The 26,774-nt window shown below is 59.7% G+C and carries 23 protein-coding genes; 11 read left to right on the plus strand and 12 right to left on the minus strand.

The features are described 5' to 3' along the window. Nucleotides 1–147: 147 nt before the first annotated feature. The 5 genes from QZ862_RS18230 to QZ862_RS18250 form a co-directional block, all read right to left on the minus strand. Nucleotides 148–924: a MetQ/NlpA family ABC transporter substrate-binding protein gene (locus QZ862_RS18230; protein ID WP_296014423.1), complete on the minus strand. Its 777-nt coding sequence runs from the start codon at nucleotides 922–924 to the stop codon at nucleotides 148–150. Between the two features lie 59 nt (nucleotides 925–983). Then, nucleotides 984–1,652 (minus strand): methionine ABC transporter permease, encoded by a 669-nt coding sequence (locus QZ862_RS18235; RefSeq protein ID WP_111849307.1) that lies wholly within the window; start codon nucleotides 1,650–1,652, stop codon nucleotides 984–986. Beyond that, the gene (locus QZ862_RS18240) at nucleotides 1,642–2,685 is read right to left on the minus strand and encodes a methionine ABC transporter ATP-binding protein (protein WP_296014483.1); all 1,044 of its coding nucleotides are present in this window, start codon (nucleotides 2,683–2,685) and stop codon (nucleotides 1,642–1,644) included. Before QZ862_RS18240 ends, QZ862_RS18235 begins: the two co-directional genes overlap by 11 nt. 337 nt (nucleotides 2,686–3,022) lie before the next feature. After that, nucleotides 3,023–3,655: an NAD(P)H-dependent oxidoreductase gene (locus QZ862_RS18245; RefSeq protein WP_111849305.1), complete on the minus strand. Its 633-nt coding sequence runs from the start codon at nucleotides 3,653–3,655 to the stop codon at nucleotides 3,023–3,025. A gap of 203 nt (nucleotides 3,656–3,858) precedes the next feature. Then, entirely contained in the window at nucleotides 3,859–4,695 is an 837-nt protein-coding gene (locus QZ862_RS18250; RefSeq protein ID WP_296014484.1) for an alpha/beta hydrolase, read from the minus strand. Between the two features lie 268 nt (nucleotides 4,696–4,963). On the opposite strand from QZ862_RS18250, the gene QZ862_RS18255 reads away from it, so the two are divergent. Further along, nucleotides 4,964–5,980: a GlxA family transcriptional regulator gene (locus QZ862_RS18255; protein ID WP_296101270.1), complete on the plus strand. Its 1,017-nt coding sequence runs from the start codon at nucleotides 4,964–4,966 to the stop codon at nucleotides 5,978–5,980. 109 nt (nucleotides 5,981–6,089) lie between these two features. Here the strand turns inward: QZ862_RS18255 and xylA are convergent, their stop codons facing one another. The 5 genes from xylA to QZ862_RS18280 form a co-directional block, all read right to left on the minus strand. After that, entirely contained in the window at nucleotides 6,090–7,400 is a 1,311-nt protein-coding gene (xylA, locus tag QZ862_RS18260; RefSeq protein WP_296101271.1) for a xylose isomerase, read from the minus strand. A 44-nt stretch (nucleotides 7,401–7,444) separates the two neighbouring features. Then, nucleotides 7,445–8,899 (minus strand): xylulokinase, encoded by a 1,455-nt coding sequence (gene xylB, locus QZ862_RS18265; RefSeq protein WP_296101272.1) that lies wholly within the window; start codon nucleotides 8,897–8,899, stop codon nucleotides 7,445–7,447. 81 nt (nucleotides 8,900–8,980) lie between these two features. Beyond that, nucleotides 8,981–10,003: a LacI family DNA-binding transcriptional regulator gene (locus QZ862_RS18270; protein WP_296101273.1), complete on the minus strand. Its 1,023-nt coding sequence runs from the start codon at nucleotides 10,001–10,003 to the stop codon at nucleotides 8,981–8,983. A 391-nt stretch (nucleotides 10,004–10,394) separates the two neighbouring features. Further along, complete coding sequence (locus QZ862_RS18275; RefSeq protein WP_296014433.1) at nucleotides 10,395–11,978, minus strand: DHA2 family efflux MFS transporter permease subunit; 1,584 nt, start codon at nucleotides 11,976–11,978, stop codon at nucleotides 10,395–10,397. A 33-nt stretch (nucleotides 11,979–12,011) separates the two neighbouring features. Then, nucleotides 12,012–13,238 (minus strand): HlyD family secretion protein, encoded by a 1,227-nt coding sequence (locus QZ862_RS18280; RefSeq protein WP_296082536.1) that lies wholly within the window; start codon nucleotides 13,236–13,238, stop codon nucleotides 12,012–12,014. 145 nt (nucleotides 13,239–13,383) lie between these two features. On the opposite strand from QZ862_RS18280, the gene QZ862_RS18285 reads away from it, so the two are divergent. From QZ862_RS18285 to lysS, 5 genes are all read left to right on the plus strand, one after another. Then, entirely contained in the window at nucleotides 13,384–14,055 is a 672-nt protein-coding gene (locus QZ862_RS18285; protein ID WP_296014435.1) for a TetR/AcrR family transcriptional regulator, read from the plus strand. Between the two features lie 160 nt (nucleotides 14,056–14,215). Continuing rightward, nucleotides 14,216–14,968, plus strand: coding sequence for a TerC family protein (locus QZ862_RS18290; protein WP_296014437.1), 753 nt, complete (start codon nucleotides 14,216–14,218; stop codon nucleotides 14,966–14,968). 263 nt (nucleotides 14,969–15,231) lie between these two features. Continuing rightward, a complete protein-coding gene (locus tag QZ862_RS18295; protein ID WP_296101274.1) occupies nucleotides 15,232–17,004 on the plus strand; it encodes an SLC13 family permease in 1,773 nt (590 codons plus the stop codon). A 222-nt stretch (nucleotides 17,005–17,226) separates the two neighbouring features. Then, nucleotides 17,227–18,684: a glutamate--tRNA ligase gene (gene gltX / locus QZ862_RS18300; RefSeq protein WP_296082532.1), complete on the plus strand. Its 1,458-nt coding sequence runs from the start codon at nucleotides 17,227–17,229 to the stop codon at nucleotides 18,682–18,684. A gap of 72 nt (nucleotides 18,685–18,756) precedes the next feature. After that, nucleotides 18,757–20,259: a lysine--tRNA ligase gene (gene lysS, locus QZ862_RS18305; protein WP_296101275.1), complete on the plus strand. Its 1,503-nt coding sequence runs from the start codon at nucleotides 18,757–18,759 to the stop codon at nucleotides 20,257–20,259. 195 nt (nucleotides 20,260–20,454) lie between these two features. On the opposite strand, the gene QZ862_RS18310 is transcribed toward lysS, so the two are convergent. Further along, nucleotides 20,455–21,570, minus strand: coding sequence for a hypothetical protein (locus QZ862_RS18310; RefSeq protein ID WP_296101276.1), 1,116 nt, complete (start codon nucleotides 21,568–21,570; stop codon nucleotides 20,455–20,457). Nucleotides 21,571–21,952: 382 nt separating this feature from the next. Between QZ862_RS18310 and QZ862_RS18315 the strand changes: the two genes are divergently transcribed. The 5 genes from QZ862_RS18315 to QZ862_RS18335 all read left to right on the plus strand — a co-directional run bounded on the left by QZ862_RS18315 (nucleotide 21,953) and on the right by QZ862_RS18335 (nucleotide 25,850). Next, nucleotides 21,953–22,843: a metal ABC transporter substrate-binding protein gene (locus QZ862_RS18315; protein ID WP_296101277.1), complete on the plus strand. Its 891-nt coding sequence runs from the start codon at nucleotides 21,953–21,955 to the stop codon at nucleotides 22,841–22,843. A gap of 62 nt (nucleotides 22,844–22,905) precedes the next feature. Beyond that, on the plus strand, nucleotides 22,906–23,790 hold the full coding sequence (locus tag QZ862_RS18320) for a manganese/iron ABC transporter ATP-binding protein (RefSeq protein WP_296101286.1): 885 nt from the start codon (nucleotides 22,906–22,908) through the stop codon (nucleotides 23,788–23,790). Continuing rightward, nucleotides 23,787–24,647 carry a metal ABC transporter permease gene (locus QZ862_RS18325; RefSeq protein ID WP_296077957.1) on the plus strand — a complete coding sequence of 287 codons (861 nt, stop codon included), beginning with the start codon at nucleotides 23,787–23,789 and terminating at the stop codon, nucleotides 24,645–24,647. The genes QZ862_RS18320 and QZ862_RS18325 overlap by 4 nt, the downstream gene beginning before the upstream one ends. Continuing rightward, nucleotides 24,644–25,507 (plus strand): metal ABC transporter permease, encoded by an 864-nt coding sequence (locus tag QZ862_RS18330; RefSeq protein ID WP_296077955.1) that lies wholly within the window; start codon nucleotides 24,644–24,646, stop codon nucleotides 25,505–25,507. Before QZ862_RS18325 ends, QZ862_RS18330 begins: the two co-directional genes overlap by 4 nt. A 169-nt stretch (nucleotides 25,508–25,676) precedes the next feature. After that, entirely contained in the window at nucleotides 25,677–25,850 is a 174-nt protein-coding gene (locus tag QZ862_RS18335; RefSeq protein ID WP_296014448.1) for a DUF1328 domain-containing protein, read from the plus strand. Between the two features lie 155 nt (nucleotides 25,851–26,005). On the opposite strand, the gene QZ862_RS18340 is transcribed toward QZ862_RS18335, so the two are convergent. Further along, complete coding sequence (locus QZ862_RS18340; protein WP_296014449.1) at nucleotides 26,006–26,737, minus strand: SDR family oxidoreductase; 732 nt, start codon at nucleotides 26,735–26,737, stop codon at nucleotides 26,006–26,008. Between the last annotated feature and the right edge of the window lie 37 nt (nucleotides 26,738–26,774).

Here is a 26,774-nt window from a genome sequence, read left to right on the forward strand (position 1 = left end):
GCAGAAACTTGGTACAAAACGTACAATTCTGCCACCTGCGCAAGTAAAAGCCCCTTCGGCGGTTGCGGAAGGGGCGATTTTCTACACGTCATCGCAAGGGCGGCCATGCCATCAGCAATCGACCGATCTGAACCTTAGGACAGCCTGTTACCAGGACGGGATGACGGTGCCGTTATACTTCTCAAGAATGAAGCTCTTCACTTCCGGGCTGTGGTAGGATTCGACCAGCGTCTTGACCCAAGGCTTGTCCTTGTCTTCCGCGCGCACGGCAATCACATTCGCATAGGGAGACTTTTCGCTTTCGATGGCGATCGAATCCTTCTTCGGGTTCAGACCGGCAGCCGTTGCGTAGTTGGTGTTGATCACCGATGCATCGGTATCATCCAGCGAGCGCGGCAGTTGTGCGGCATCCAGTTCGACGATCTGGATGTTCTTCGGGTTCTCGGTAATGTCGGCTGGCGTGACCTTGAGGCCAACAGCTTCATTCACCTTGATCAACCCCTTGGACGCCAGCACCAGAAGTGCGCGGCCGCCATTGGTCGGGTCGTTGGGAATGCCGACGGTCGCGCCATCCTTCAGCTCGTCGAGGCTCTTCACCTTCTTGGAGTAGACGCCCATCGGCGTGGTGATGGTGGTGCCGACGCTGACGAGATCGAACTTGCGATCAGCGATCTGATTGTCGAGGTAAGGCTGGTGCTGGAAGGAGTTGGCCTGCAGCTCGCCATCGGCCAGCGCCTGGTTCGGCACGACGTAGTCGGAAAATTCGAGGATGTCGATGTCGAGACCCTTGGTCGCGGCAACCTTCTTCACCTGCTCCATGATCTGCGCATGTTCGGCAGGCGTGACGCCGATCTTGATGGTTTCCGCCAGCGCGCTGCCGGCAAACAGTGCTGCGAGAGAAGCAGCGATGATAAGCTTTTTCATGAGGTGTCTCCTTTAGTTTGTTATCTCTTGAGCGTGGGGCGAACCCCGCACGTTGAAGGTCAATTCTTGCGGTTGCGTTTGTCGAAGCTGCGGGCGAGCGCGTCACCGGCGCTCTGCACCAGCTGCACCAGCACGATGAGAACGACGACCACCGCCAGCATCACATCCGGCATAAAGCGCTGGTAGCCGTAGCGAATGCCGAGGTCCCCAAGCCCGCCGCCGCCGACCGCACCGACCATCGCCGAGTAACCGATGAGGCTGACGAGTGTCAGCGTCAGCGCCAGCGTGATGCCGGGCTTGGCTTCGGCCAGAAGCACCTTGGTGACGATCTGGAGCGGTGTGGCTCCCATGGCACGCGCTGCCTCGATCAGCCCCTTGTCCACCTCGCGGATGGCCGCTTCCACCAGTCGTGCAATGAAGGGCACGGTGGCCACCGTCAGCGGCACGATGGCGGCATTGGTACCGATCGAGGTTCCGGCGACTAGCCGGGTGAAGGGAATGATCGCCACCACCAGAATGATGAAGGGTGTGGAGCGCGCCGCATTGACGATGAAGCCGATGATGCGGTTTGCCATCGGCGCTTCGAACAACTCGCCCTTGCCGCTGGTGGCAAGGAATATGCCGATGGGCAAACCAAGCAGCGAACCGACGATGCCGGACACCGCCACCATATGCAGCGTCTGGATAAGGCCCTTGAGGAGAATGTTGAACAGCATATCAGGCGACATAGCCAAGCACCTCCGTCGTCAGACCCGTTTCGTCGTAGACGCGTTTGGCCCGCGCCAGCACATCCGGTGTTGCGGGATAAGAGACGACCAGCGAGCCGAAGGGCGCACCGGCGATCTCTTCTATGGTTCCGGCCAGAATATTCACATCCGGGCCGATCTCGTTGACGAGACGGGCGGTAAGCGGCTGGAAGGCCGTATCGCCGAAGAAAACGAGGCGCACCAGAATGCGGTCACTGAGGCCCCCCGGTTCGCTCTTCAGGCCGGAGGTCACCCAATGCGGCAGCTTGACGCCGACGGCGGATGACAACAGGCTGCGGGTCGTTTCATGGCGCGGGTTCGTGAAGATATCGAAGGTGGAGCCCTGCTCGACGATCAGGCCCTTGTCGATGACGGCAACCTGCGAGGCAATGGTCTTCACCACTTCCATCTCATGCGTGATGAGCAGCACGGTCAGTCCGAGTTCGGCATTGATGCGCTTCAACAGCTCCAGGATGGATTGCGTCGTCTCAGGGTCGAGCGCGGACGTCGCCTCGTCGGAGAGCAGCAGCTTCGGCTCGGTGGCAAGCGCACGCGCTATGCCCACACGTTGCTTCTGCCCGCCGGAAAGCTCCGCCGGATAGCGCTTTGCCTTGTCACCCAGCCCGACCAGATCGAGCAATGGCCCGACCTTGCGCTTGATGTCCTCCTTCGAGACGCCGGAAATTTCCAGCGGCAGCGCGACATTGTCATAAGCGGTACGCGACGACAGCAGGTTGAAATGCTGGAAGATCATGCCGACGGAACGGCGAAGGGTGCGCAAGCCGCTCTCGTCCAGCGCACCAACATCGACGCCATCCACCACCACCTTGCCCGACGTCGGGCGTTCCAGCCCGTTCACGAGGCGGATCATGGTGGATTTGCCGGCACCCGAACGGCCGATAATGCCGGATATGCCACCGCGCGGAACGATGAAATCGACGCCCGCCAGCGCCCTAAAGGCAGGCTGGCTGCCGCTGCCACCAAAAGTCTTGGTGACGGCATCGAAGACCACCATCGGGTCGGCTGTCGATGTCGGGACCGAGCGCTCTGCGCTCTTTGAAATTTCGGAATTCATGCCATTGCTCTTGAGGAGTTGCGTCTTTTCATTGCGGCAAACGGCCCATCGGGCCACAACCGGTCATGCCGCCATCTGGCACATTCGACAATGAAAGACATCTGAGAGCATGGTCGACTTTCCAAGGGTGATGGCTTTCCGCCGAAGTCCGTGGAGGACATAGCGTGTAAGCCATTTGTGTATCGCATACATGCCCGTATGCGATACCATTTTATAGGCAGGATATTTCAATTATCCGCGAATGGCGGAAAAATCTGCCCGAAAAGCCGAAATCCGGTCACTCGACCTTCGAGACGAACTGATCCAGCGGACGGCGGATCTTCTTCAGATTGACCAGCCAGTCACCCTCCTCCTGGCGATAGCCAAGCGGCAGGATCGTCACCGAGCGCAGACCCTTTTCGCGAAGACCGAGGATCTCGTCCAGCTTGGCGGGATCGAAGCCTTCCATCGGCGTTGCATCCACACCTTCGAAGGCAGCCTGTGCGACGGCCATGCCGAAGCCGATATAGGCCTGACGAGCGGCGTGCTCGAAATTAACCTCGGGGTCGCGTTTCGGATAGCTGTCGAGAAGGGACTGACGGTACTTCTCCCAGCCTTCGTTCTTGAAGCCGCGCTCTTCGTTCGTCAGATCGAACATGTGGTTGATGCGCTCTGGTGTATAATTGTCCCAAGCGGCGAAGACCAAGAGATGCGAACCATCGGTGATCTGCGCCTGGTTCCAGGCGATCTCCTGGATTTTGGCGCGAACGTCCGGATTGGTGACGACGATGATTTCGAAGGGCTGCAGGCCGCTGGACGTCGGAGCCAGACGCGCCGCCTCGATGATGCGGTCCACCTTGTCCTCGGACACAGCCTTGGCAGGGTCCATCTTCTTCGTGGCATAACGCCAGTTCAATTTATCGATCAGCATAAAAACTCCTTGGCGGGCCAGCCATGCGCGTCACTGCGCGGTCTGAAGCCCCTTTTGAAACGCCAACACAGATAGGTTTTGTTGCGGCGCACACAAGAAGGCACAGAAATGTAACTATCGGAAATCTTTCTGTGGCAGACAGCCCATGAGTGAAAAAGCCGCTGGCCGAGCGTTTGCGCCCGGCCAGTGGCGTTTGAGCTTGTTTACTTCTTGGCGAATGCCAGAAGATCGGCATTCAAGACATCGGCGTTCACCGTCAGCATGCCATGCGAGAAGCCGGGATAGGTCTTCAATTCACCGTTCTTCAGAAGCTTGATCGACTTGTGGGCCGAATCCGCAATCGGAACGATCTGGTCGTCTTCACCATGCAGAACCAGCGTCGGGACGCTGATGTTTTTCAAGTCTTCCGTCTGGTCGGTTTCGGAGAAAGCCTTGATGCCATCGTAATGGGCCTTCGAGCCACCCATCATGCCTTGACGCCACCAGTTCTGGATCACGCCTTCATGCACCTCGGCACCGTCGCGGTTGAAGCCGTAGAAGGGACCAGCCGGAACATCGCGGAAGAACTGCGCGCGGTTGGCGGCAAGCGCGGAACGGAAACCATCGAAGACCTCCATCGGCAGACCTTCCGGGTTGGCGGCGGTCTTGACCATGATCGGCGGAACTGCGGAAACCAGAACCGCCTTGGCAACGCGCCCTGCCGGTTCGCCATGCTTGGCAACGTAACGGGCAACTTCGCCGCCGCCGGTGGAATGGCCGATATGGATGGCGTTCTTCAGGTCCAGCGCTTCGACGACGGCAAAGGCGTCGGCGGCGTAGTGGTCCATATCGTGACCCTCGGACACCTGCTCGGAGCGGCCATGCCCGCGACGGTCATGCGCCACGACGCGGTAACCCTTGGAGAGGAAGAAAAGCATCTGCGCGTCCCAGTCGTCGGAAGACAGCGGCCAGCCGTGGTGGAAAACGATCGGCTGAGCGTCCTTCGGACCCCAGTCCTTGTAGAAGATCTGCACGCCGTCTTTGGTGGTAACATAACCCATGGTGATATCTCCTTGTGCTGTATTGGTTGCTGCATAAGCGGGTGAAAAAGCGAATGGCGAGAGTGCGGCACCTGCAAGGACCGCGCTTCCGATCAAGACCGAACGTCTTGACACAGAAAGGCGGTGGGCATCGTTGGTCGTCTTCAAGTCCGTCATCACACTCTCCTGTCAGTGCCTGTCTTGTTGCTGTTGACTTGAACAACCTAGCGCCATGCTCTACACAAAACACGTGGCGCAAATGACTTTATAAAAGGCAAAAGTGACAAGAATGCAAAAACTGGAAATGGGTGATGAGACGGAGGCGCCGAAGACCGTCGATACGAATATCAGCACAATCGAAATTGCGCTACTCATCTATCCCGACTGTCAGTTGGCCGCGATCTACGGACTGACCGATCTCTTCAGCATCGCCTCCAGTTGGGCCATGAGGCTGGAAGGCCGCGCCGGGGAAGGTAGCATCCGTATCAGCCACTGGAAGATGGACGATGAGACGGTTGCTTGCATCTGGGACTCCCATCCGGGCGAACCCCATGCGCTGCGCTACGTCATCGCGCCGCCCAGCATCGTCATGCCGGAGAAGATGCAGCGCATGACGCCTGCCTCTCAGTGGCTGTCAGAGCAACACGCGCAGGGTGTCACGGTCTGCTCGATCTGCGCGGGCGCTTTCGTGCTGGCCGAAACCGGCCTCATCAACGGACGGCGCGCCACCACCCACTGGGCTTTTGCCGATACACTGTCGGAGCGCTTCCCGGGGATCGATGTGGCGCCTGACAACATGATCATCGATGATGGCGACGTGATCACCGCGGGCGGGATTCTCGCCTGGGCCGATCTTGGACTGCTGCTGGTCGAAAAGCTTCTCGGCCAGACGGTGATGCTGGAGACCGCCCGCTTCCTGATCGTCGATCCGCCGCGTGCCAGCCAAGCCCGCTACAAGGCCTTCCTGCCGCGCTTCGATCATGGCGACCGCGAGGTGCTGCAAATCCAGCACCAGTTCCACGCCACGCCGGAACTGCAAAAGAGCGTCAGCGAACTGGCCGACAGCGTCAACCTCTCTGAGCGTACCCTGCAACGCCGCTTCTTCCGCGCCACAAAACTGAAGCTGACAGAGTATCATCAGAATGTCCGCATCATGAAGGCGCGGCAGTTGCTCGAAACCACCAACGGCTCGATTGAATCCATCGCCTGGTCCGTCGGCTATACCGACCCCGCCGCCTTCCGCAAGATTTTCGGGCGGCTGACGGGGACGACGCCGAATGTGTATCGCGGAGATGTGCGGGTGTGAGCGAGTCACCCTGGACCGGCCCGATCGCGCATGACCTAAAAATGAAACACCCCGAACGCAGGTCCAGGGTGAAACAATCGCAACAGCCGGCTCTCACCGGCGCAAAGCCTTAAACGTAGCGGTTGACCACGTTTTCGAGATATTCCTGGCGGCCGGACTTCGGCTGCGGGTTGATATTCTCCCGCTCCACCTTGGCCGCAATCTCTTCCAGCTTCATTTCGCCGCGCAGCATCTTCCGCGCTTCCGGCTGGTCCCACTTGGCGTAGCGTTCTGCAAGCGGCTTGGACAGCGCGCCGTCTTCCACCATCTTTGCCGCAGCTTTGAGGCCCCGCGCGCAGCAATCCATGCCGCCGATGTGGCCGATCAGCAGGTCTTCCGGGTCGAGCGACTGGCGACGCAGCTTGGAATCGAAGTTCGTGCCACCGGTGGTAAAGCCTCCCGCCTGCAGAACCTGGTAATAGGCCAGCGCCATTTCAGGCACATTGTTGGGGAACTGGTCGGTATCCCAGCCGGACTGGTAGTCGTTGCGGTTCATGTCGATCGAGCCGAAGATGCCGAGCGTGTTGGCAAGCGCCAGCTCATGCTCGAAGGTATGGCCAGCCAGGATCGCATGGCCCTGCTCGATGTTCATCTTCACTTCGTTTTCGAGGCCGTACTTCTTCAGGAAGCCATAGACGGTTGCGACGTCGTAATCATACTGGTGCTTGGTCGGCTCCTGCGGCTTCGGCTCGACAAGGATCGTGCCCTTGAAGCCAATCTTGTACTTGTACTCCACCACCATATGCAGCATGCGCGCCATCTGGTCGAATTCGCGGCTGAGATCGGTGTTGAGCAGCGTCTCGTAACCTTCGCGACCACCCCACAGAACATAGTTCTCGCCGCCGAGCTTCATCGTGGCGTCCATGCAGGTCTTGATGGTGGCTGCCGAATAGGCAAACACATCCGGATCCGGATTGGTGGAAGCACCCGACATGAAGCGACGGTTGGAGAAGAGGTTCGCCGTGCCCCACAGCAGCTTGACGCCGGTCTCTTCCTGCTTCTTCTGCAGGTAATCGACGATCTCGTTGAGGTTCTTGGTGCTCTCGGCAAAGGTCTGGCCTTCAGGACGCGCATCCGCATCGTGGAAGCAGTAGTATGGCGCGCCGAGCAGGCTGAACATTTCAAACGCCACATCGGCCTTCAGCTTGGCCTTCTGCATGTCATCGCCAAACCACGGACGATCGAAGGTACGACCGCCGAACGGATCGCTACCCTCCCAGGCAAAGGAATGCCAGTAGGCGACAGCAAAGCGCAAATGGTCTTCCATGCGCTTGCCGAGAACGACCTCATCCGGGTTGTAGTGGCGGAAGGCCAGTGGATTGGTGCTGTCCGGGCCTTCATATTTGACCTTGGCGATATTGCCGAAAAATCCAGTGCTCATGATTTCTTCTCCCTTGATGATCGAAAATGGTGTTCGAAAGTTTGTCAGTGCGACAGCGGCTTGATCGCCGGATAAAGCGCGCGGTACCGCGCATAAGCCTCCTCGTAGGAACCGCTGAGCGCTGCCACCGGCTCGATGGTTTCTTCCGTTTCCGGCTGGGTGCAGACCTCAAGCGGATCGGCCCCGGTCGCGGCAATCAGGCCGAGACGAGCCGCGCCAAAGGCCGCGCCGAAATCGCCCTCCGCCGGAATATCCACCGGCACGCCAAGCGAGGTGGCAATCGAGGCCAGCCAATAGCGCGAGCGCGAGCCGCCACCGATGGCAGTGACGCGTGAGATCGAGGTGCCAGCCGATTTCAGTGCTTCCAGATTGTCGCGGATGGCGAAAGTCACGCCTTCCAGCACGGCCTGCGTCAGCGCCTTGCGATCGCTTTCGTGCGAAAGGCCGATGAAGGAGCCGCGAATGGCCGCGTCATTGTGTGGGGTGCGTTCGCCGGAGAGATAGGGTGCGAAGGTCACGCCAGTCGGCGCTTGCAGGTTGTCGCCCAACTCGCTCGAAAGTTCAGACGCGGATTTACCGGCAATGCCCGAATACCAGTTGAGCGCGTCGGTGGCCGACAGGATGACGCCCATTTGGTGCCAGGTGTTGGGCAGCGCGTGGCAGAAGGCGTGAACGGCACTCTCCGGCTTCGGCAAATAGGAGGCATTGGCAGCAAAGAGTACGCCGGAGGTGCCAAGCGACACGAAGGCATGGCCTTCGGCAACCGTGCCCATGCCGCAGGCCGACGCTGCATTGTCCCCAGCACCACCGGCCACGACGACCTTGCCGGAGAGACCCCAGGCAGACGCCAGTTCGGCGCGCAGCACGCCCGCCTCATCCGTGCCTTCCACCAGCGAAGGCATATGGTCTTCGCCGAGATCGGTTGCCGCAAGCAGCTCGGAAGACCACTTGCGCGCGCCCGTATCCAGCCAGGAGGTTCCGGCAGAGTCGGACATTTCGGAGATGTATTCGCCCGTCAGCCACAGCCGCAGATAATCCTTCGGCAGCAGCACCTTGGCCACCTTGGCAAAAATCTCCGGCTCATTGTTCTTCACCCAGACGAGCTTTGGCGCGGTAAAGCCTGGAAAGACGATATTGCCGGTAATCTGGCGAAAGCGTGGGTCCGCATCGAGCTTGGCGGCTTCGGCGTAAGAGCGGGTGTCGTTCCACAGGATAGAAGGACGAAGAACGTTGCCGCCCGCATCGATCAGCGTGGCACCATGCATCTGGCCGGAGAGGCCGATGCCTTTAACTGCCGAAAGCTCGGCCGGAAACTTCGCCTTCAATCCGGCGACGGCTGTTTCAGTCGCCTTGATCCAGTGGGCGGGGTCCTGCTCCGACCAGCCGTGATGCGGGCGCGAGACATCCAGCGCGCCATTGGCCGAACCGACGACCGTCTGATCGCCATCGATCAGCAGCGCTTTCACGCCGGATGTTCCAAGATCAAGACCGAGATACATGTCGTCCTCCACGATTGGATGTGATTGTGCTGGAGCAGTTCCAGCCGGGCAGCGCCCGAATGAAGTTGAAGCGATAGGCGCTCAAGGGAGATTGTCCCTCAAGAATATGTCGATACGGATACGCTCCTGCGCCTCGATGACGGCAAGCCCGTCGGCGCGGGCTTTCAGCACGCGGATTGCGCTACGCACCTCATGGCCGGAATCCTGGTTCAGCACGGCATCCAGCGTGCCATCGCGAAGGGCTGCGGCGGTCGTGTCGTTCAGCTCGTGCGCGATGACGCAGGGCCGCAGACCATCATGCGCTTTCAGCGCCCGGATCAGACCGCGATTTCCCGCACCTAAGCTATAGAGCCCGGCAAGCTTTAGATTGTCGCGCAGAGTGTCTGCGACGAGCGCTTCGACCCTCTCGGCATCGTCTCGCCCTTCCAGAACCGGACGGATGGAGAGATGCGCAAATTCGGCTTCGATCACGCTTTCAAAACCGGCAAGACGCTGGCGGTGATCCTGCACCAGCATGGAGCCCGCCAGAACCGCTATCTCTGCCTTCTGCTTCGGCAAGAAACGTCCCATCAGGCTCGCCGCCGTACGCCCCGCAGCATGATTGTCGATGCCGGCGAAATGATCGCGCTTCGAGCCTGTCAGATCCGACACCAGCGTTGCGACTGCAATCCCGCTATGGGTGAGCCGATCGGTCGCCTCCAACACATCCTCGGAATCGATGGCGACAAAGGCAACGCCGGACGGCTTTTCCAGCCGCGCCACATCGAGCGCCTGGGTCAGCGCTGCCGGATCGAAAGGCGGCACCTCGATGATGCGGATCGACGTGCGCTCCACATAGGAGCGCGAGGCCGCACACCGAACCTCGTTGCGAAGCCCGGCCATGAAGGAATTGTCGTTGTTGGGAAGAATGAAGACCAGCGCATAGCTGCGCCCCTTGGCAAGATTGGCAGCCGCGATATCGCGCACATAGCCAAGCTCGGAAATTGCAGCCTCCACCTTGGCGCGGGTCAACTGATGCACGCCCGGACGCAGGTTGATTACCCGGTCGACGGTCGCCAAACTGACCCCTGCCTTCGATGCGATATCGTGAACTGTCGGCTTCATGCTTCCTCCCGGCGCAACGTCATAGAGGAGTTTCTGAGGTACGTAAATCATAAAATGATGTACGTACCTCATGAAGGGGTTGCGGGTTGGTCGCTTGAGCGGCCGGCGTTCTTTATTCTACTGCGTTTCGGTTCGTTGCGGGCAGCCTGCCACACACTCTGCGTCATCCTCGGGCTTGACCCGAGGACCCATAAACCATTGACGCTGTTAGAAAATCGTGGATCCTCGGGTCAAGCCCGAGGATGACGGCAGAGTGTGGAGCGCTTGCAGGGACAGAGCCGCGGCAATATCTCCAAGCGTGTTGCTGCCCCGAAGAAAACACCCACACGAAACCAAGAAGGGGCCACCGTTTCCGGTGACCCCTGCATGCGCTGCGGTGGATGGATGAAACTCAGTGCGCTGCGTCTGGCGGCGGCGCCGCTTTGGGCTTGTTGATCAACAGCGTGAGGAAAATCAGGCCGCTGAACAGGAAGGTCAGAAGCAGGAACACATCGGCAAACGCCAGTATCCACGCCTGCTGCGAAACGATGCCGACAAGCTTCTTGATCGCGACCGACGAGCCGTCGAGACCGTAGGAATCGTAGTTGCCGCCAACGCTGCTCAGCCAGTCCAGCGCTGCCGGATTGCCGTAATTCACATGGTCGGCAATGCGGAAATAGTGGTCGTCGGTGCGCTGGCTGAGCACGGTGTTGATGATGGCAAGACCGACCGCACCGCCCAAGTTACGCGTGAGGTTGAAGAGACCGGATGCGTTCTTGATGCGGGCGGGCGGAAGGGTTCCAAGCGCGATATTGTTGATCGGCACCATGCACATCATAAGCCCGAAGCCGCGCAGGATCTGCGGGATCAGCAACTCGTTGAAATCCCAATCCGCCGTGACATGGGTCATGATCCAGGTGCCGGATGCAAAGCTGATGAAGCCGATCGCCATCATCACGCGCGGATCGAGCTTGGCCGAAAGCCGTCCTGCAATCGGTGCGGTGAAGAACATGGTGAGACCCGAAACGAACATCGTCTCGCCGATCATCAGCGCATCATAGCCGCGCACGCGCCCCAGATAGAGCGGGTAGAGATAGGTCAGTCCATAAAGACCGATGCCCATGACGAACGAAAACAGCGAGCCGATGGAGAAATTCCGGTCTGCAAAGGCGCGCAGATCCACCACCGGGAAATCCACCTTGAAGGCCCGCCAGAAGAACACCACCGCGCCAATCGTCATGGCGATCGCGGCAATGACGATATTCTCGTCATTGAACCAGTCGTTATTGTTACCCTCTTCCAGCACATATTCCAGCGAGCCGAGGAAGACACCCATGGAGATCAGACCCCACCAGTCGAACTTCTTCCAAAGCGAGGTTTCCGGCTTGTCGAAATCGATCAGGCTCCAGGTCAGGATGGTGACGATGATGCCGGGAATGATGTTGACGAGGAACAACCAGTGCCAGGAAAAGGCGTTGGAAAGATAACCGCCGACTGTCGGGCCGATGGTGGGCGCAAGCGTTGCGACAAGGCCGATAATGGGTGAAACGATCGGGCGCTTGGAGGGCGGGAAGATGGTGAAGGCCGCAGCGAAGACGGACGGGATCATGCCGCCGCCGATAAAGCCCTGAATGGCGCGGTAGACGATCATCTGGTCGATATTCGTCGCGGTGGCGCAAAGCGCGCTGGAAATGGTGAAGCCAGCCGCACAGGTGGCAAACAGCACGCGGGTGGAGAGAATGCGCGCCAGCGTACCAGACAGCGGGATCATGATGACCTCGGCAATCAGGTAGGAGGTCTGCACCCAGGCAATCTCATCAGACCCGGCACCCAGACCCGCCTGAATTTCGGCCAGCGAGGCCGAGACGATCTGAATGTCGAGGATCGACATGAACATGCCGAAGACCATGGCGAAGAACGCGATCAGGCGTCTGCGGTCCATCGGCGGATCGACGGCGGCTGTGGTGCCGCCGCTCATGCTGGCTGTAGCCGCCATCGTAGTGATCCTTACTTTGATCCGGGCCGCCGGTTACTTGGACTGGTTCTGCGCTGCGGCCGTATCGGTCGCCTTGGGCGCCGTGCGGGTGTCGACATCGACAACTACGCTCAAGCCCGCGCGCAGATGATGCTTGTCGATATCTTCCTTGGACAGAACGACACGCACCGGCACGCGCTGGATCACCTTGGTGAAGTTGCCCGTGGCATTTTCCGGCGGCAGCATGGAGAAGACCGAGCCGGATGCTGGCGAGATCGACTGCACCGTGCCTTCGATGGGGTCGTCGTCGAAGGCATCCACATGCACCGTCACCTTGGAACCGGGAACGATGCGCGCGAGCTGCGTTTCCTTGAAATTGGCATCGACATAAAGCTGGTTCATCGGCACCAGAGAGGCCAAGCGCTTGCCGGCCGAAACCAGATCGCCCGTCTGAACCGAGAGATTGCCGATCACACCATCATAAGGCGCACGCAGAACGGTGAAGGACAGATCGCGGGCGGCCTTGTCGCGCGCCAGTTCCAGCGTGCGGATCGAGCCTTCGGCCTCTTTGCGCTGCGCCTTCAAAAGTTCGATATTGGCCTGAGCCGCAACCACATTCGCCTGACCGGCGGCAAGATTGGCCTTGGCCTGCTCAAGCGCGATGCGGGCATTGTCGGCGGATGCGGCGGTGCCGACATCCTTGGACTGGAGCTCGGTAGCGCGCTTGTTGTTGATCTCGGCACCCTGAAGCGCTGCGTCGAGCGCGCCCTTCTGGGCCACGGCCTGGGCGAGAGCCGCCTCGCCGCCTGAAATCTGCGCGTCGATGCGGTTCAGGGACAGTTGCTGGGTGGCGAGCTGCGCCTCAGCCTGTTCCAGCGCATTGCGGTAATCGCCATCATCCAGCGTAACCAGCGGATCGCCAGCCTTTACCTGCTGGTTGGCGACGATATCCACCTTCGCGACATAGCCCGAAACCTTCGGCGAAATGACAGCGATATCGCCATGTATGTAGGCGTCGTCGGTCGACACCATGAAGCGGCCCGTCGTCCAGTAGTCGTATCCATACCAGGCGGCACCGGCCAGGAGCGCAAGTCCAATGATCGGAAGAAGGAAGGACTTGCCCTTTTTCTTCTGGACTGGCGGCTGCACCGGCGCTGCGGCCTTTGCGGCATCTGCTGGACGGTTTTCCTCAGTGCGGGCTTCAGCCTGAACTGTTGTCTGGGCTTCTGCTGCATCGGACGAATTGATCGCTCGCACTGCGCCACTCTTTTGAGACGACATGGTAGACACCTGGTTATACGAAATTTATTGAACTGAACCGTTCGGTTCGATTGACATAGTTCGTTTTAACGCACATATCAAGAGCCATCGAACCACCCGGTTCGATATGTTGAATTGAGTGTTAATCGCAACCGGACGGAAGACGATGACGGAGAGAGCTATCGAGGACGCATGTTCGACCGCTGCAGCGGGTGGGCGCTTTGCAGCGGGCGAGGACCCCTCCAAGCGCGAACAGATTCTCGACGGCGCGTGGCGCATGTTCCGGCAGAAGGGCTTCGATGCCGCCAGCATGAACGATATTACCCGGGAAGCAGGCGTTTCCAAGGGTACGATCTATGTCTACTTTTCCAACAAGGAAGAACTGTTCGAAGCGCTCATTGATCGCCATAGACGCGAATTTGCCGATTCCATGCGCGATATTCTCGCCGGCACCGAAGAGGTGCGCGAAGGCTTGAGGCAGTTCGGAACGGCCTTTGCCAATCGCCTGGTATGTACTGACATGATACCAGCCATGCGCTCACTGCTTGGCGTAATCGACCGCATGCCGAAACTTTCGCGCCGTTTCTTCAGCTCGGCGCCAAACAATGTCCGCATCGTTCTGGAAGAGTTCATCCGCCACCATATTTCCAATGGCAGTCTCGAGATCGATGATGTGGAACTGGCCGCACGCCAGTTTATCGAACTCTCCACCGGTACCTTTTTCAAATATCGCCTGTTCGGTGAGCTTGAAGGTCCGGTGCCCGACGAGGAACTGGAGCGCGTGATATCCAGCGCCATCCGCGTCTTCATGGCCGCCTATGGAACCAAAGCCGCCTGAGACCATTCATTCTTACGCACTATTGTCATGAGCGCCGCCGGACCTTGGTTCCGGCGGCGCTTTTGACATACCAGCGTCGCAACTTTTTAGTTATAAATCGCCATTATCTGCGCTAATTACGTGGAAAAATAACCCTTAGTTGAAAAGGAAGTCCGGCCCGATGGAGTCCATCGTCCCTCTCTTGTCAGATCCCACCGCATGGGTGGCGCTCGTCACCCTCATCGTCATGGAGGTGGTGCTTGGTATCGACAACCTGATCTTCATCTCGATCCTGACCAACAAGTTGCCGGAGAACCAGCGCGAAAAGGCGCGTCGCATCGGAATTGGCCTGGCGCTGATCATGCGTCTTGGTCTGCTCGGAACCGTTGCCTGGATCGTACAGCTGACAGAGCCGGTCTTCGAAGTCTTCGGCCAGCCCTTCTCCTGGAAGGACATCATCCTCATCGTCGGCGGCCTCTTCCTCGTCTGGAAGGCCACCAAGGAAATCCACCACAATGTCGATCCGATCGACCACAAGGAAGACATGGTCGGCGGCAAGGCCGCGATTGGCAGCTTCTCGTCGGCCATCGTCCAGATTCTGCTGCTCGATCTGGTCTTCTCTGTGGATAGCATCATCACCGCCGTCGGCATGACCCCGCATGTGCCGATCATGGTGGTTGCCGTCATCGTCGCCGTTACGGTCATGCTGCTGGCAGCAACACCGCTTGCCAATTTCATCGAGCGCAACCCGACCGTCGTCATGCTGGCGCTCGCCTTCCTTTTGATGATCGGCACCACGCTGATTGCCGAAGGGATGGGCTTCCACGTGCCGAAGGGCTACGTCTATGCCGCCATGGCCTTCTCGGCGCTGGTGGAAGTGCTCAACATCGTTGCGCGCAACTCCAGGCGCAAGAAGACCGGTACCCTGCACTGACGCTTTGAAGACTGGCTGGAGCCCGCAATCGCTGCGGGCTCCGGCAAAGCCTGAAGCTCTCGCAAGGCGCTGCCTCGCGACAGCTGAAGGACAAGCAACCTCAACCACTTGTCCCATGCCAGCCCGGATGGCGTCTGAGCCACATGCTGTAAAACCCGTCGCGGCGGCAGGAACAAGTGTCATATCGCCAGCGTTCTTGATGCACCCCTTCCCGGGTCATCCCGTCATTGCGAAGCAGCAATGCCCTCCTGAAAGTGCCCCGCATGACCACAGAGCAGATCCTCGCCTTCACCGTGATCGCAGGGATGATGGCGGCCTTCATGTGGGACAGGTTCCGCTACGATATCGTGGCATGCAGCGCACTTCTTGTGGCCGTCGCCGTCGGCGTCGTTCCCTTCGACAAGGCCTTTTCCGGTTTCTCCGACGACATCGTCATCATTGTCGGCAGCGCGCTCATCGTCAGCTCCGCCGTGGCGCGCTCCGGCATCGTCGATTTCGTCATCAAGCGCTACCTGCCGGAAATGCGCTCCAAAGGTTTGCAGCTTGCCTTCCTGATGTTGACCGTTGCCGTCATGTCGGCCTTCATCAAGAATATCGGCGCGCTTGCCATCATGATGCCGGTGGCGTTTCAGTTCGCCCGCAAATCCGGCAGCCCCGTCTCCTACTATCTGATGCCGATGGCCTTCTCCGCCCTGCTCGGCGGGTTGATGACGCAGATCGGCACCTCTCCCAATATCGTCGTTTCGCGCCTTCGCGAGGAAATGACCGGGCAGAGCTTCTCCATGTTCGATTTCACCCCTGTCGGTCTCGCGCTGACCGTGGTCGGCATTCTCTTCCTCACCTTTGGCTATCGTCTTCTGCCGGTCCGGGCAAAGCAGCAGGCGTCTGTTGAAGACATTCTCGACCAGGCAAGCTACACCGCCGAAGCCACGCTGGCATCTGACAGCGTGCTCGTCGACAAGCCGCTGCGCGAACTCCTGAGACTTGGCGATGGCGACGTGATTGCCAGGACCATTCTGCGCGGTCCGCGCCGCATCTCACCCTTTCCCGATGTGACGCTGAAGAGCGGCGATACGGTGATGCTGGAAGGGAGCCCGGAAGGGCTCGACCGCATGGTGTCTCAGGCAAAGCTCATCCTGTCCGGCAAACCGCTTACCGAAAGGGGCGAGAAGGTCGTCGATCTCGTTTCCATGGAAGCCGTCATCAGCAACGTCTCTCCGCTCAACGGCATGTCGGCGCGTGAACTGGCGCTGTCTTATACCCGCGGCGTCAACCTTATCGCCGTGTCGCGTCGCGGCCACCGCGTCAGCGAGCGCTTGAGCGATCTGACGCTCCAGACCGGAGATGTGCTTCTGTTGCAGGGCAACCGCAAGAACGTGCCCTTGATGCTGCAGGAATTCTCGCTGCTCCCCTTGGCGCAGCGCGAGATCCTGCTCGGCGTCCAGCGCCGGGCCTTCGTGCCGCTCCTCGTGCTTGCTGCGGCCATGGCGGCGGCCGGCAGCGGACTGGTGCCGGTTTCCGTCGCCTTCTTCGCCGCTGCCTTCATGATGATCGTCGCGGGCGCCATTCCTCTGACGGAGGTTTACAAATCCGTCGATGGGCCGATCCTCGTCATGCTGGCTGCCCTCATTCCCGTGAGCGATAGTCTCAGAACCAGTGGCGCGAGCGAGTTGATCTCCCACTGGCTCGGAGGCGTGGCGCAGGGCCTGCCGCCATTTGCAGCGCTCGGGCTGATCCTGTTGACGGCGATGGCCGTAACCCCCTTCCTCAACAACGCGGCGACCGTGCTGGTCATGGGGCCGATCGCAGCGGGCTTTGCCACCACGCTTGGCTTTCGACCGGAAGCCTTCCTCATGGCTGTGGCGATCGGCGCGGGTTGCGATTTCCTCACCCCCATCGGCCACCAGTGCAACACGCTGGTCATGGGACCGGGCGGCTATCGCTTCAGCGACTACCCGCGCCTTGGACTTCCGCTCTCCATCATGATCGTCATCGTCAGCATCCCCATGCTGCTTTACGTCTGGCCCGTTTCCTGACCGCTCGCTCGGCGGGAGAGGCCCACCCAGAGCGTATCCTGTCCTAATTTTCTTGACGCCTGCGGTGGAATATGGCCTAAGCCATGCCCAATGGGATGGTGTGAAATGGCGCTTGAGCCTGCGTCTCTTTTCACCCTTTCTTTCGCATCCAACGTCAATTTCGCTGACAACAGGCTGATTTTGAGCCTTGCGTCGCTGCAACGTCACGACGAGTGAATTCCAATGACCACTTCCGGCGTCCGCGTCCGTATTGCCCCTTCCCCCACCGGCGAGCCGCATGTCGGCACAGCCTATATCGCCCTCTTCAACTATCTCTTCGCCCAGAAGCATGGCGGCGAGTTCATTTTGCGCATCGAAGATACCGATGCCACGCGCTCCACGCGCGAATATGAAGAGAAGGTTCTGGAAGCGCTGAAATGGACCGGCCTCAAATGGTCGGAAGGCCCGGATGTCGGTGGTCCTTACGGCCCCTACCGCCAGTCCGAGCGCAAGGACATGTACTGGCCCTACGCTGAGGAACTGCTCGACAAGGGCCACGCCTTCCGCTGTTTCTGCACGCCGCAGCGCTTGGAAGAAATGCGCGAAGCCCAGCGCGCTGCCGGCAAGCCGCCGGGCTATGACGGTCTCTGCCTGCATCTGAAGGCGGAAGAAGTCACCGCCAAGATGGAAGCGGGCGAGCCTTCCGTCGTGCGCATGAAGATCCCGACCGAAGGTTCGTGCGATTTCCATGACGGCGTATATGGCGATGTTTCGATCCCATGGGAATCGGTCGACATGCAGGTGCTGATCAAGGCCGATGGCATGCCGACCTATCACATGGCTAACGTCATCGACGACCATCTGATGAAGATTACCCATGTGGCGCGCGGCGAAGAGTGGCTGGCATCGGTGCCCAAGCACATCCTGCTCTATCGCTACTTCGGCTGGCAGGAGCCGGTGTTCATGCATCTGTCCCTGATGCGCAACGCCGACAAGTCCAAGCTTTCCAAGCGCAAGAACCCGACCTCGATCTCCTATTACTCGGCGCTCGGCTATCTGCCGGAGGCGCTGATGAACTTCCTCGGCCTGTTCTTCATCCAGATCGCTGAAGGCGAAGAGCTGCTGTCGATGGACGAGCTCGCCGCCAAGTTCGACCCGGAAGCACTCTCCAAGGCGGGCGCGATCTTCGACATTCAGAAGCTCGACTGGCTGAACGGTCGCTGGCTGCGCGAAAAGCTTTCGCCGGAAGAGTTCATTGCCCGCACGCTGGAATGGGCGATGGAAAACCAGCGCCTGACGGAAGGCCTGAAGCTCTCCCAGAGCCGCGTCTCCAAGCTCGGCGAATTGCCCAATCTCGCAGGCTTCCTGCTCTCCGGCGATGTCGGCCTGACACCGGCCTCCTTTGCCGGGCTGAAAAGCAAGCCGGAAGAGATCCTCGAGATCCTGACGACGGTCGCCACCGATCTCGAAAAGATGCCCGACTGGAACGTCGAGGCCATCGAAGCGGAGCTGCGCGATGTGGCCGAACGCACCGGCAAGAAGCTGCGCGTCGTCACCCCGCCGCTCTTCGTCGCCATGTCTGGCTCGTCGCGCTCGCTGCCGCTCTTCGATTCCATGGCGCTGCTCGGCCGCTCGGTCGTGCGCCAGCGCCTGAAGGCTGCGATCGCCGTCGTGACGACGATGGTCGGCGCTGCGGGCTGACAGGACAGTGCGGGCACAAGAGGTGGCCGCCACAGACACAAGAACAACACGCCCGAAAAAGGCTTTGAGACCATGACCGACGCCAAGACGACCGAAACCACTGCCCTGTCCTCCGACGCCACCGAAGTGCGTCGCCAGAAGCTGGCGATCCTGCGCGACAAGATCGGCGACGTTTACCCGGCCCATTTCCACCGCACGCTGACCAATGCCGAGCTTGCGGAAAAATATGCCGATATCGAGCCGGATGTCGAAACGGGCGATACGGTCACGGTTGCCGGTCGCGTCTATTCCTCGCGCAATTCCGGCATGTTCATGGATATCCATGATGCGTCGGGCAAGGTGCAGATCTTCTCCCACAAGGATACGACGCCGGAAGCCGCGCGCGAGATGCTGCCGATGATCGACATTGGCGACATCATCGGCGTTACCGGCAAGGTGCGCCGCACCAAGCGTGGCGAGCTGACGATCAATGCCGAAGAGATCACCATGCTCACCAAGTCGCTTCTGCCGATGCCGGAGAAGTGGAACGGTATTTCCGACGTCGAAATCCGCTATCGCAAGCGCCATCTGGACATCCTCTCCAACGAGGAATCCAAGCTGCGCTTCCAGCAGCGCTCCAAGATCATTTCCGGTATCCGCCGCTTCATGGAGGCCGAAGGCTTCCTCGAAGTCGAAACGCCGATGCTGCAGACGGTCTATGGCGGCGCAACCGCCGATCCGTTCAAGACCTTCCACAACACGCTGAAGATGGACATGTATCTGCGCATCGCGCCGGAACTGTTCCTGAAGCGCACGCTGGTGTCCGGCCTGTCCGACAAGGTCTTCGAAGTCAACCGCAACTTCCGCAATGAGGGCGTGTCGACACGGCACAATCCTGAATTCACAATGCTGGAATGCTACTGGGCATACGCCGATTACGAGGACATTATGAGCCTCGTCGAGCGTATGTTCGAAACGCTGGCGATCGCTATCCACGGCACCACCGAACTTGATTTCCAGGGCCAGACGATTTCCTTCAAGGGTCCGTTCAAGCGCGTGCCGATGCCCGATGCCGTCAAGGAAGCGACCGGCATCGACTTCCTGGCGATCAAGACCGACGAAGAAGCCCGCGCCGCCGCCAAGGCTGCCGGTTTCGAAGTCGAGAAGGACTGGACCTGGGGCGAATGCCTCGCCTTCATCTTCGAAGAAAAGGTCGAAGGCACACTGATCCAGCCAAGCCATGTGACGCATTTCCCCAAGGACATCTCGCCCTTTGCCAAGGAAGTGCCGGGCGAACCGCGCCTCGTGGAGCGTTTCGAGAGCTACTGCAATGCTTGGGAAGTGGGCAACGCCTTCTCCGAACTCAACGACCCGGAAGAACAGCGCCGCCGCATGGTGGAGCAGCTGGAACAGGCGCACGCCCGCGGCGAAAAGGACAAGCAGCTGGACGATGAGTTCCTCGATGCCATCGACCAGGGCATGCCGCCCGCCGGTGGCCTCGGCATCGGTGTCGACCGTCTGGTGATGCTGCTCACCAACGCCCCATCGATCCGCGACGTCATCCTCTTCCCGGCCCGTCGCCAGAAGGCTGACTAAGGTCTGAGATGCGCGAAAGACCGTCGCGGCGAGCGGCGGTCTAGGAACGGTGGTTTGTTTGGAGACCCCTTCTTATTCCCCCTCATTCCTGTCCTCGAACGTGGACCGAGGACAGGAATGAGGGGATGATGGTGCCTGCCTTTCGTGGCAAGCTTCGATCTCGGTCTGAAGACCTATCTCGCTTGGACAAGCCAATCAGTGCTCAGGCTTTGGCGCCTCTGCCGCGTGCTCGCCACCAGAAGCAGCCTCATGTCCATCCGCGCTTGGTGCGGCATGCGTGTCATGTCCACCAGTCGCCTCGCTGGCAGGCTTGCCATGTGCGTCCGCAGGCTCTTCCGCCACGGCTGGCGCGCTGTGGCCTGCTGCCGCAGGCTGTTCCGCAGCTTGGGCGTTGGTCTCACCCTTGCCGAACAGCAGCGACTTGATGTAGCCGAAGCTGAACATGCTTTCGCTCTTGCCTTCGGGCGTCGACGTCAGCAGAGGCTCGCTCGTACCGTGACCCTCTCCCTGCGCGCTCGCAGGCGCGTCGTGGCCACCTTCGGCGGGCGTCTCGCCACCGCCATGCCCGTCGCTCACGCCACCTTCGGAACCGTGCCCGTCGGATGGCTTGGCATCGCCTCCATGTGCGTCCGACCCGTGCCCGCCCGAGGCCTCGGCTCCATGACCCGCAGGCGCATCATGACCCGCAGGCGCACCATGGCCACCGGCAGGCGCACCATGGCCATCCGCAGGAACTGCCGCAACGGGATCGGCGCAATCGGTAAACTCAGTCAGCGATGCAGTCATTGCCTTGGCGTCTTCAGCCGGCAGATCGATCCGCAGCCCGTAGAACTGGCCATCATCGGCAGCATTGCTATCGTAATAATAGGCGGAATAATTCTCGCTCGCGGCACCTTCCGGCAGCTTTGCGAGATCGGCAATGTAGATCGCCTGAGCGGCAATCGAGCGACCGCGCATGTCGGCGCGCATCTGAGGACCCTTTTGGTCAAGCACCGACACCTGAACGAGATCGGGATGCTCCTTGTCGTAGATAGCTTTGGCGACGCGAAGCGCCGTCTTCACCCGCTCCTGCCCGTCGCCGCCCTCTGTCCTGACGAATTTGCGAATCCAGACCGAGCCATTCTTCTTGATCTTGACCGTTTGTGCCGTCTTGCACTCAAGACCATTCAGCACGACCTCGGAGGGCCCGAAGAGCTGATCCTTGCCGACAATAATAGCCGCGACGCCGGAAGCACCTCCCAAGAGGAGAATACCACCGCCAATCAACACCAATTTGCGGGAAAACCGTATTCTTTTGAACACTGCTTTCACGTCAAACGTCCCGACATCGACAACCTCGTCAAACGCCTTTTCCTCCCGCTGCGCCTCGTCGCGCAACCGGAGCAAAAGGCCGGATGGCGATATGCCCCATCCATGCAGGGTCCAATTCTGGAGGTTTGTTATTGAGGAAGGTTTAATCACCAACGGAAACGCCGGTCCGCGCCTGGACCATTTTTGGGCTAACGCTCTTCCGCTTCCATCGAAAGGCTTCAAGCGTCGCAGCTTTGCGACACCTCTAAAAGAGAGGGCGGGCGTTCGAGCTTGCGTCCTGCTTTCCTTTTAATGCGAACGATTTGCAATAGCATTGACAATCAGGGCGAGGTCTCCCACATTGCTATTGCGAATTAATCGCAAAAAAGGTTTGATCATCGTCATGAAGTTGACCCACTCGACGTTTCTCGCCCTTTGTGTCGCAGCCTTGCTGCCCTTCTCCGCTGTCGCGGCGCAAAAACCGAAGGTGATCACAACCTTCACCATCATTGCCGATATGGCCCGCAACGTGGCCGGAGATGCCGCCGACGTCGAGAGCATCACCAAGCCGGGTGCTGAAATCCACAATTACCAGCCCACCCCGCGCGATATTCTCAAAGCCCGCGATACCAATCTGGTCTTGTGGAACGGGCTCAATCTCGAACTCTGGTTTCAGAAGTTTCTTGCCAACCTCTCCGGTGTTCCCAATGTCGTCGTCAGTGATGGCGTAACCCCGATCTCGATCAGCGGCGGCGCCTATAGCGGCAAGCCAAATCCACATGCCTGGATGTCGCCAGACAATGCGCTGATCTATGTGGAGAATATTCGCAAAGCACTCACCCAGATCGATCCCGATCATGCCGACGTTTACGCGGCCAATGCCAAGGCCTACTCCGACAAGATCAGAGAAGAAATCCAGCCAATGCGCGATGCCATCGCAGCACTGCCCGAGAACAAGCGCTGGCTGGTCACGAGCGAGGGCGCGTTCTCCTATCTCGCGCGCGATTTTGGCTTGAAGGAGCTGTTCCTCTGGCCGGTCAATGCCGATAGCCAAGGTACACCGCAGCAGGTGCGTAGCGTGATCGACGCGATGCGTGCCAACGATGTCCGCGTGATCTTCAGCGAAAGCACCGTCTCTCCCGATCCGGCAAAGCAGGTGGCGAAGGAAACGGGCGCTGCCTATGGCGGCGTGCTCTATGTGGATTCTCTGAGCGAGGCAGACGGTCCGGTGCCGACCTATCTCGATCTCCTGCGCACCACGACCAGTACGATCGTGAAAGGTCTGAGCCAATGATGATGGGCAGCAAAGGAAGCGCGGCGAAAGCGCGAACTGTCAGCCTCGGCCAAATGGACCGGATGCTCCCGACCGACGAGAAGGGTCTGACCGTCAACGGTGTGACGGTCACCTACCGCAATGGCCACACGGCACTTCGCAACGCCAGCTTCTCCATCCCGAAGGGCACGATCACGGCCCTTGTCGGCATCAATGGTGCGGGCAAATCCACCATCTTCAAAGCCATCATGGGCTTCGTGCCGCTTGCCGCCGGCACCGTCTCCATCTTCGGAGAACCCGCTTCCGCCGCGCTGAAAAGGAACCTCGTGGCCTATGTGCCGCAGGCAGAAGAAGTGGACTGGAGCTTTCCCGTTCTCGTCGAGGATGTGGTGATGATGGGCCGTTACGGCCACATGAACTTCTTTCGCATTCCGACCAAACACGACCACCGCATGGTGGAAGAGGCGCTTGCCCGCGTCAACATGCTGGATTATCGCAAGCGCCAGATCGGCGAGCTTTCCGGCGGGCAGAAGAAGCGCGTCTTTCTCGCTCGCGCGCTCGCCCAGGAAGGCAAGGTCATCCTGCTCGACGAACCCTTTACCGGCGTCGATGTAACGACCGAGGAGCAGATCATCGCGCTCCTGAAGGCCTTGCGCGACGAAGGCCGCATCATGCTGGTCTCCACCCATAATCTCGGCAGCGTTCCGGATTTCTGCGATCGCGCCGTCTTCGTCAAGGGCACGGTCATTGCCTCGGGCAAGACGAAAGACACCTTCACCGAAGCCAATCTCCAGGCCGCCTTTGGCGGCAGCTTGCGCCACTTCATTCTTGGTGGGGCCGATCTGCATGACGATGCCGATCCGCGGCATCTGAAAGTTATCACCGATGACGAGCGTCCCTTCGTCATCTACGGCCAGAATGGTGCAGACACCACTCATGAGGCCAAGGCTGGAGACGAGGAGCGATGATCTCCACCCTTCTGGAGCCATTCACCTATTCCTATATGCTGAACGCCATCTGGGTCAGTGCCCTTGTCGGCGGCGTCTGCGGGTTTCTCTCCGCCTATCTAATGCTGAAGGGCTGGTCGCTGATCGGCGACGCGCTGTCCCACGCCATCGTTCCGGGTGTGGCCGGCGCCTATATGCTGGGTCTGCCCTTCGCACTCGGCGCATTCTTTTCCGGCGGCCTGGCAGCGGCATCGATGCTTTTTCTCAACCAGAAGACAAAGCTGAAGGAAGACGCCATTATCGGCCTGATCTTCACTTCCTTTTTCGGTCTCGGCCTCTTCATGGTGTCGCTTTCGCCCACCTCCATCAACATCCAGACCATCGTTCTCGGCAATATCCTTGCCATCACCACGGAGGACACGATCCAACTGGCGCTGATCGGCGGCATCAGCCTTCTGGTCCTTTCGCTGAAATGGCGGGACTTCATGGTCGTCTTCTTCGATGAGAACCACGCCCGCACCATCGGCCTGAAGCCGGACGTGCTGAAGGTCATCTTCTTCACCCTGCTTGCCGCCTCTACCGTCGCGGCGCTGCAAACCGTCGGCGCCTTTCTGGTCGTCGCCATGGTGGTGACGCCGGGCGCCACCGCCTATCTTCTGACCGACCGGTTCGAGCGGCTGATCGGCATGAGCTTCGGCATCGGCGCCATCACCAGCTTCGTTGGCGCGTATCTCAGCTACTTCCTGGACGGCGCAACCGGTGGCATCATCGTGGTGCTGCAAACCCTGATCTTCCTCGCCGCCTTCTTGCTTGCCCCGAAGCACGGCTATCTGGCGTCGCGCGCCAAGGCCCGCGCCGCACTCGAGGAGCCAGCATGAGCGCGTTTCTCGAACTGGCATTCCTGCCTTTCCACGTGCCGTTCATGCAGTACGCCTTCATCATCACGCTGATGATTGCCGTGCCGATGGCGATGCTTTCCTGCCTGCTGGTGCTCAAAGGCTGGTCGCTGATGGGCGATGCCGTCTCCCATGCCGTGCTGCCCGGCGTCGTCGTCGCCTACATCGTCGGCATCCCCTTCTCCATCGGCGCTTTTATCGCCGGCATGATCTGCGCACTCGGCACCGGATTCTTAAAGGAGAACAGCCGCATCAAGGAGGACACGGTGCTCGGCATCGTCTTCTCCGGCATGTTCGGGCTGGGATTGGTGCTCTACGTCAAGGTGCAAAGCGACGTGCATCTCGATCATATTCTCTTCGGCGATATGCTCGGCGTTTCGGTGGCGGATATCATCGAGACGGGCGCAATCGCGCTTGCCGCAACGCTCTTTCTCGCCATCTTGCGAAAGGACTTGCTGGTGCATGCCTTCGATCCGCAGCACGCCAAGGCTATCGGCCTGCCGGTCCGCATCCTGCATTACGGCCTGCTTTCGGTCTTGTCGCTGACGGTCGTCGGCGCGCTTCAGGCGATCGGCATCATCCTGTCCGTCGCCATGCTCGTCGCGCCCGGCGCCATCGCTTTCCTCATCACGCGACGCTTCTCTGCCATGCTGGTCGCTGCAATCTCGGTAGCGCTTTTTTCCGCCACGCTCGGCATCTGGCTAAGTTTCATGATCGATAGCGCACCGGCACCCACCATCGTCCTGATCATGAGCGGCCTCTTCGTCCTCGCCTTCCTGCGCACGACGATGGCAGCGAGAAAGATCTCCGCCTCCACCGCGGCAGAAGGCTTCGGACCGTGAACCTCAAAAAGATTTTCGGTACCCTGGAACCTCTTCCCTCACTTTCGCGTCATTATTGCATGTCGCGCGAGCGTTAAAATCGCTCTTACGACAACGACCTGATGACAAACGAGTGAGTCCAGACCCTCAAGCGTTTGCCCGTTTCAAATCTGACGTAAGAGGAACGACCATGCTGAAGTGGGCCCTGATATTTTTCGTGATCTCGATCATCGCCGGTGTTTTCGGCTTCACCGGAATTTCCGCGGCAGCTTCAGGCATCGCCCGAATCCTGTTCTTCATCGCGGTCGTTGTCTTCGTCATCTTCCTGGTGCTGGCGCTGATGGCCGGCCAGGCTATCCTCTAAGGACCATGCAATCCCTTTAATGCAGAAACGGTCGGGCCGCCCCCGACCGTTTTTGTTTGGTGATATCGGTGACCAGTGGAGATTGGCAAAGATCGGCCTATCCGCTTTCACCGCCCTCCTCGACCTTTAAGTCGAGAAAGACGCAATATCCGGACTTAAGCCGTCCAGCCACCATCGATCACGTGAATCTGACCAGTGGTGAACCCTGCCTCGTCCGAGGCGAGATAAGTCACCAGCGCTGCGATCTCTTCCGGCTTGGCGATGCGGCCCATGGGCTGGCGCGCGATGAAGTCGGAGAGCGCCTTCTCGTAATCGCCCGTGGCGCGCAGACGCTCATGCAGCGAGGGGCTGTCGACGGTACCCGGGCAGATCGCGTTGCAGCGGATACCCTTGGTGACGAAATCCGAGGCAATCGACTTCGTCAGGCCGACGACTGCAGCCTTGGAAGCCGTATAGGCGAAGCGGTTTGGCACGCCTTTCACGCTCGAAGCCACTGACGACATGTTGACAATCGCGCCCTTGCCCTTTTCCAGCATGGCGGGCAAGAAGGCGCGGCAAGTGCGATACATGGCCTTGGCATTGAGATCGAAGGAGAAATCCCAGTCCTTTTCCTCGCAGTCGAGAATGGTGCCGGCATGCACGAAGCCTGCGCAGTTGAAGAGCACATCCGCAGAGCCGATCTCGGCGGCAAAGGCCTGAACGGCAGCGCCATCGAGAACGTTGAGAACGCGGGTCTCGGCATTTTCAAGGGTTGCGAGCGCAGCTTCGTTGATATCGGTGGCGATAACGCGCGCACCAAGCGCGATGAAGCGTTCCGCCGTTGCCCGGCCGATACCCTGCGCCGCTGCGGTAATGACAACGGTCTGTCCTGAAAAATCCTGGGCCATGATGGCTCTCCTCCCGGCGCTCTATGCGCTATATCTC

The organism is uncultured Agrobacterium sp., from assembly GCA_913777615.1.
Classification (GTDB): Bacteria; Pseudomonadota; Alphaproteobacteria; order Rhizobiales; family Rhizobiaceae; genus Agrobacterium.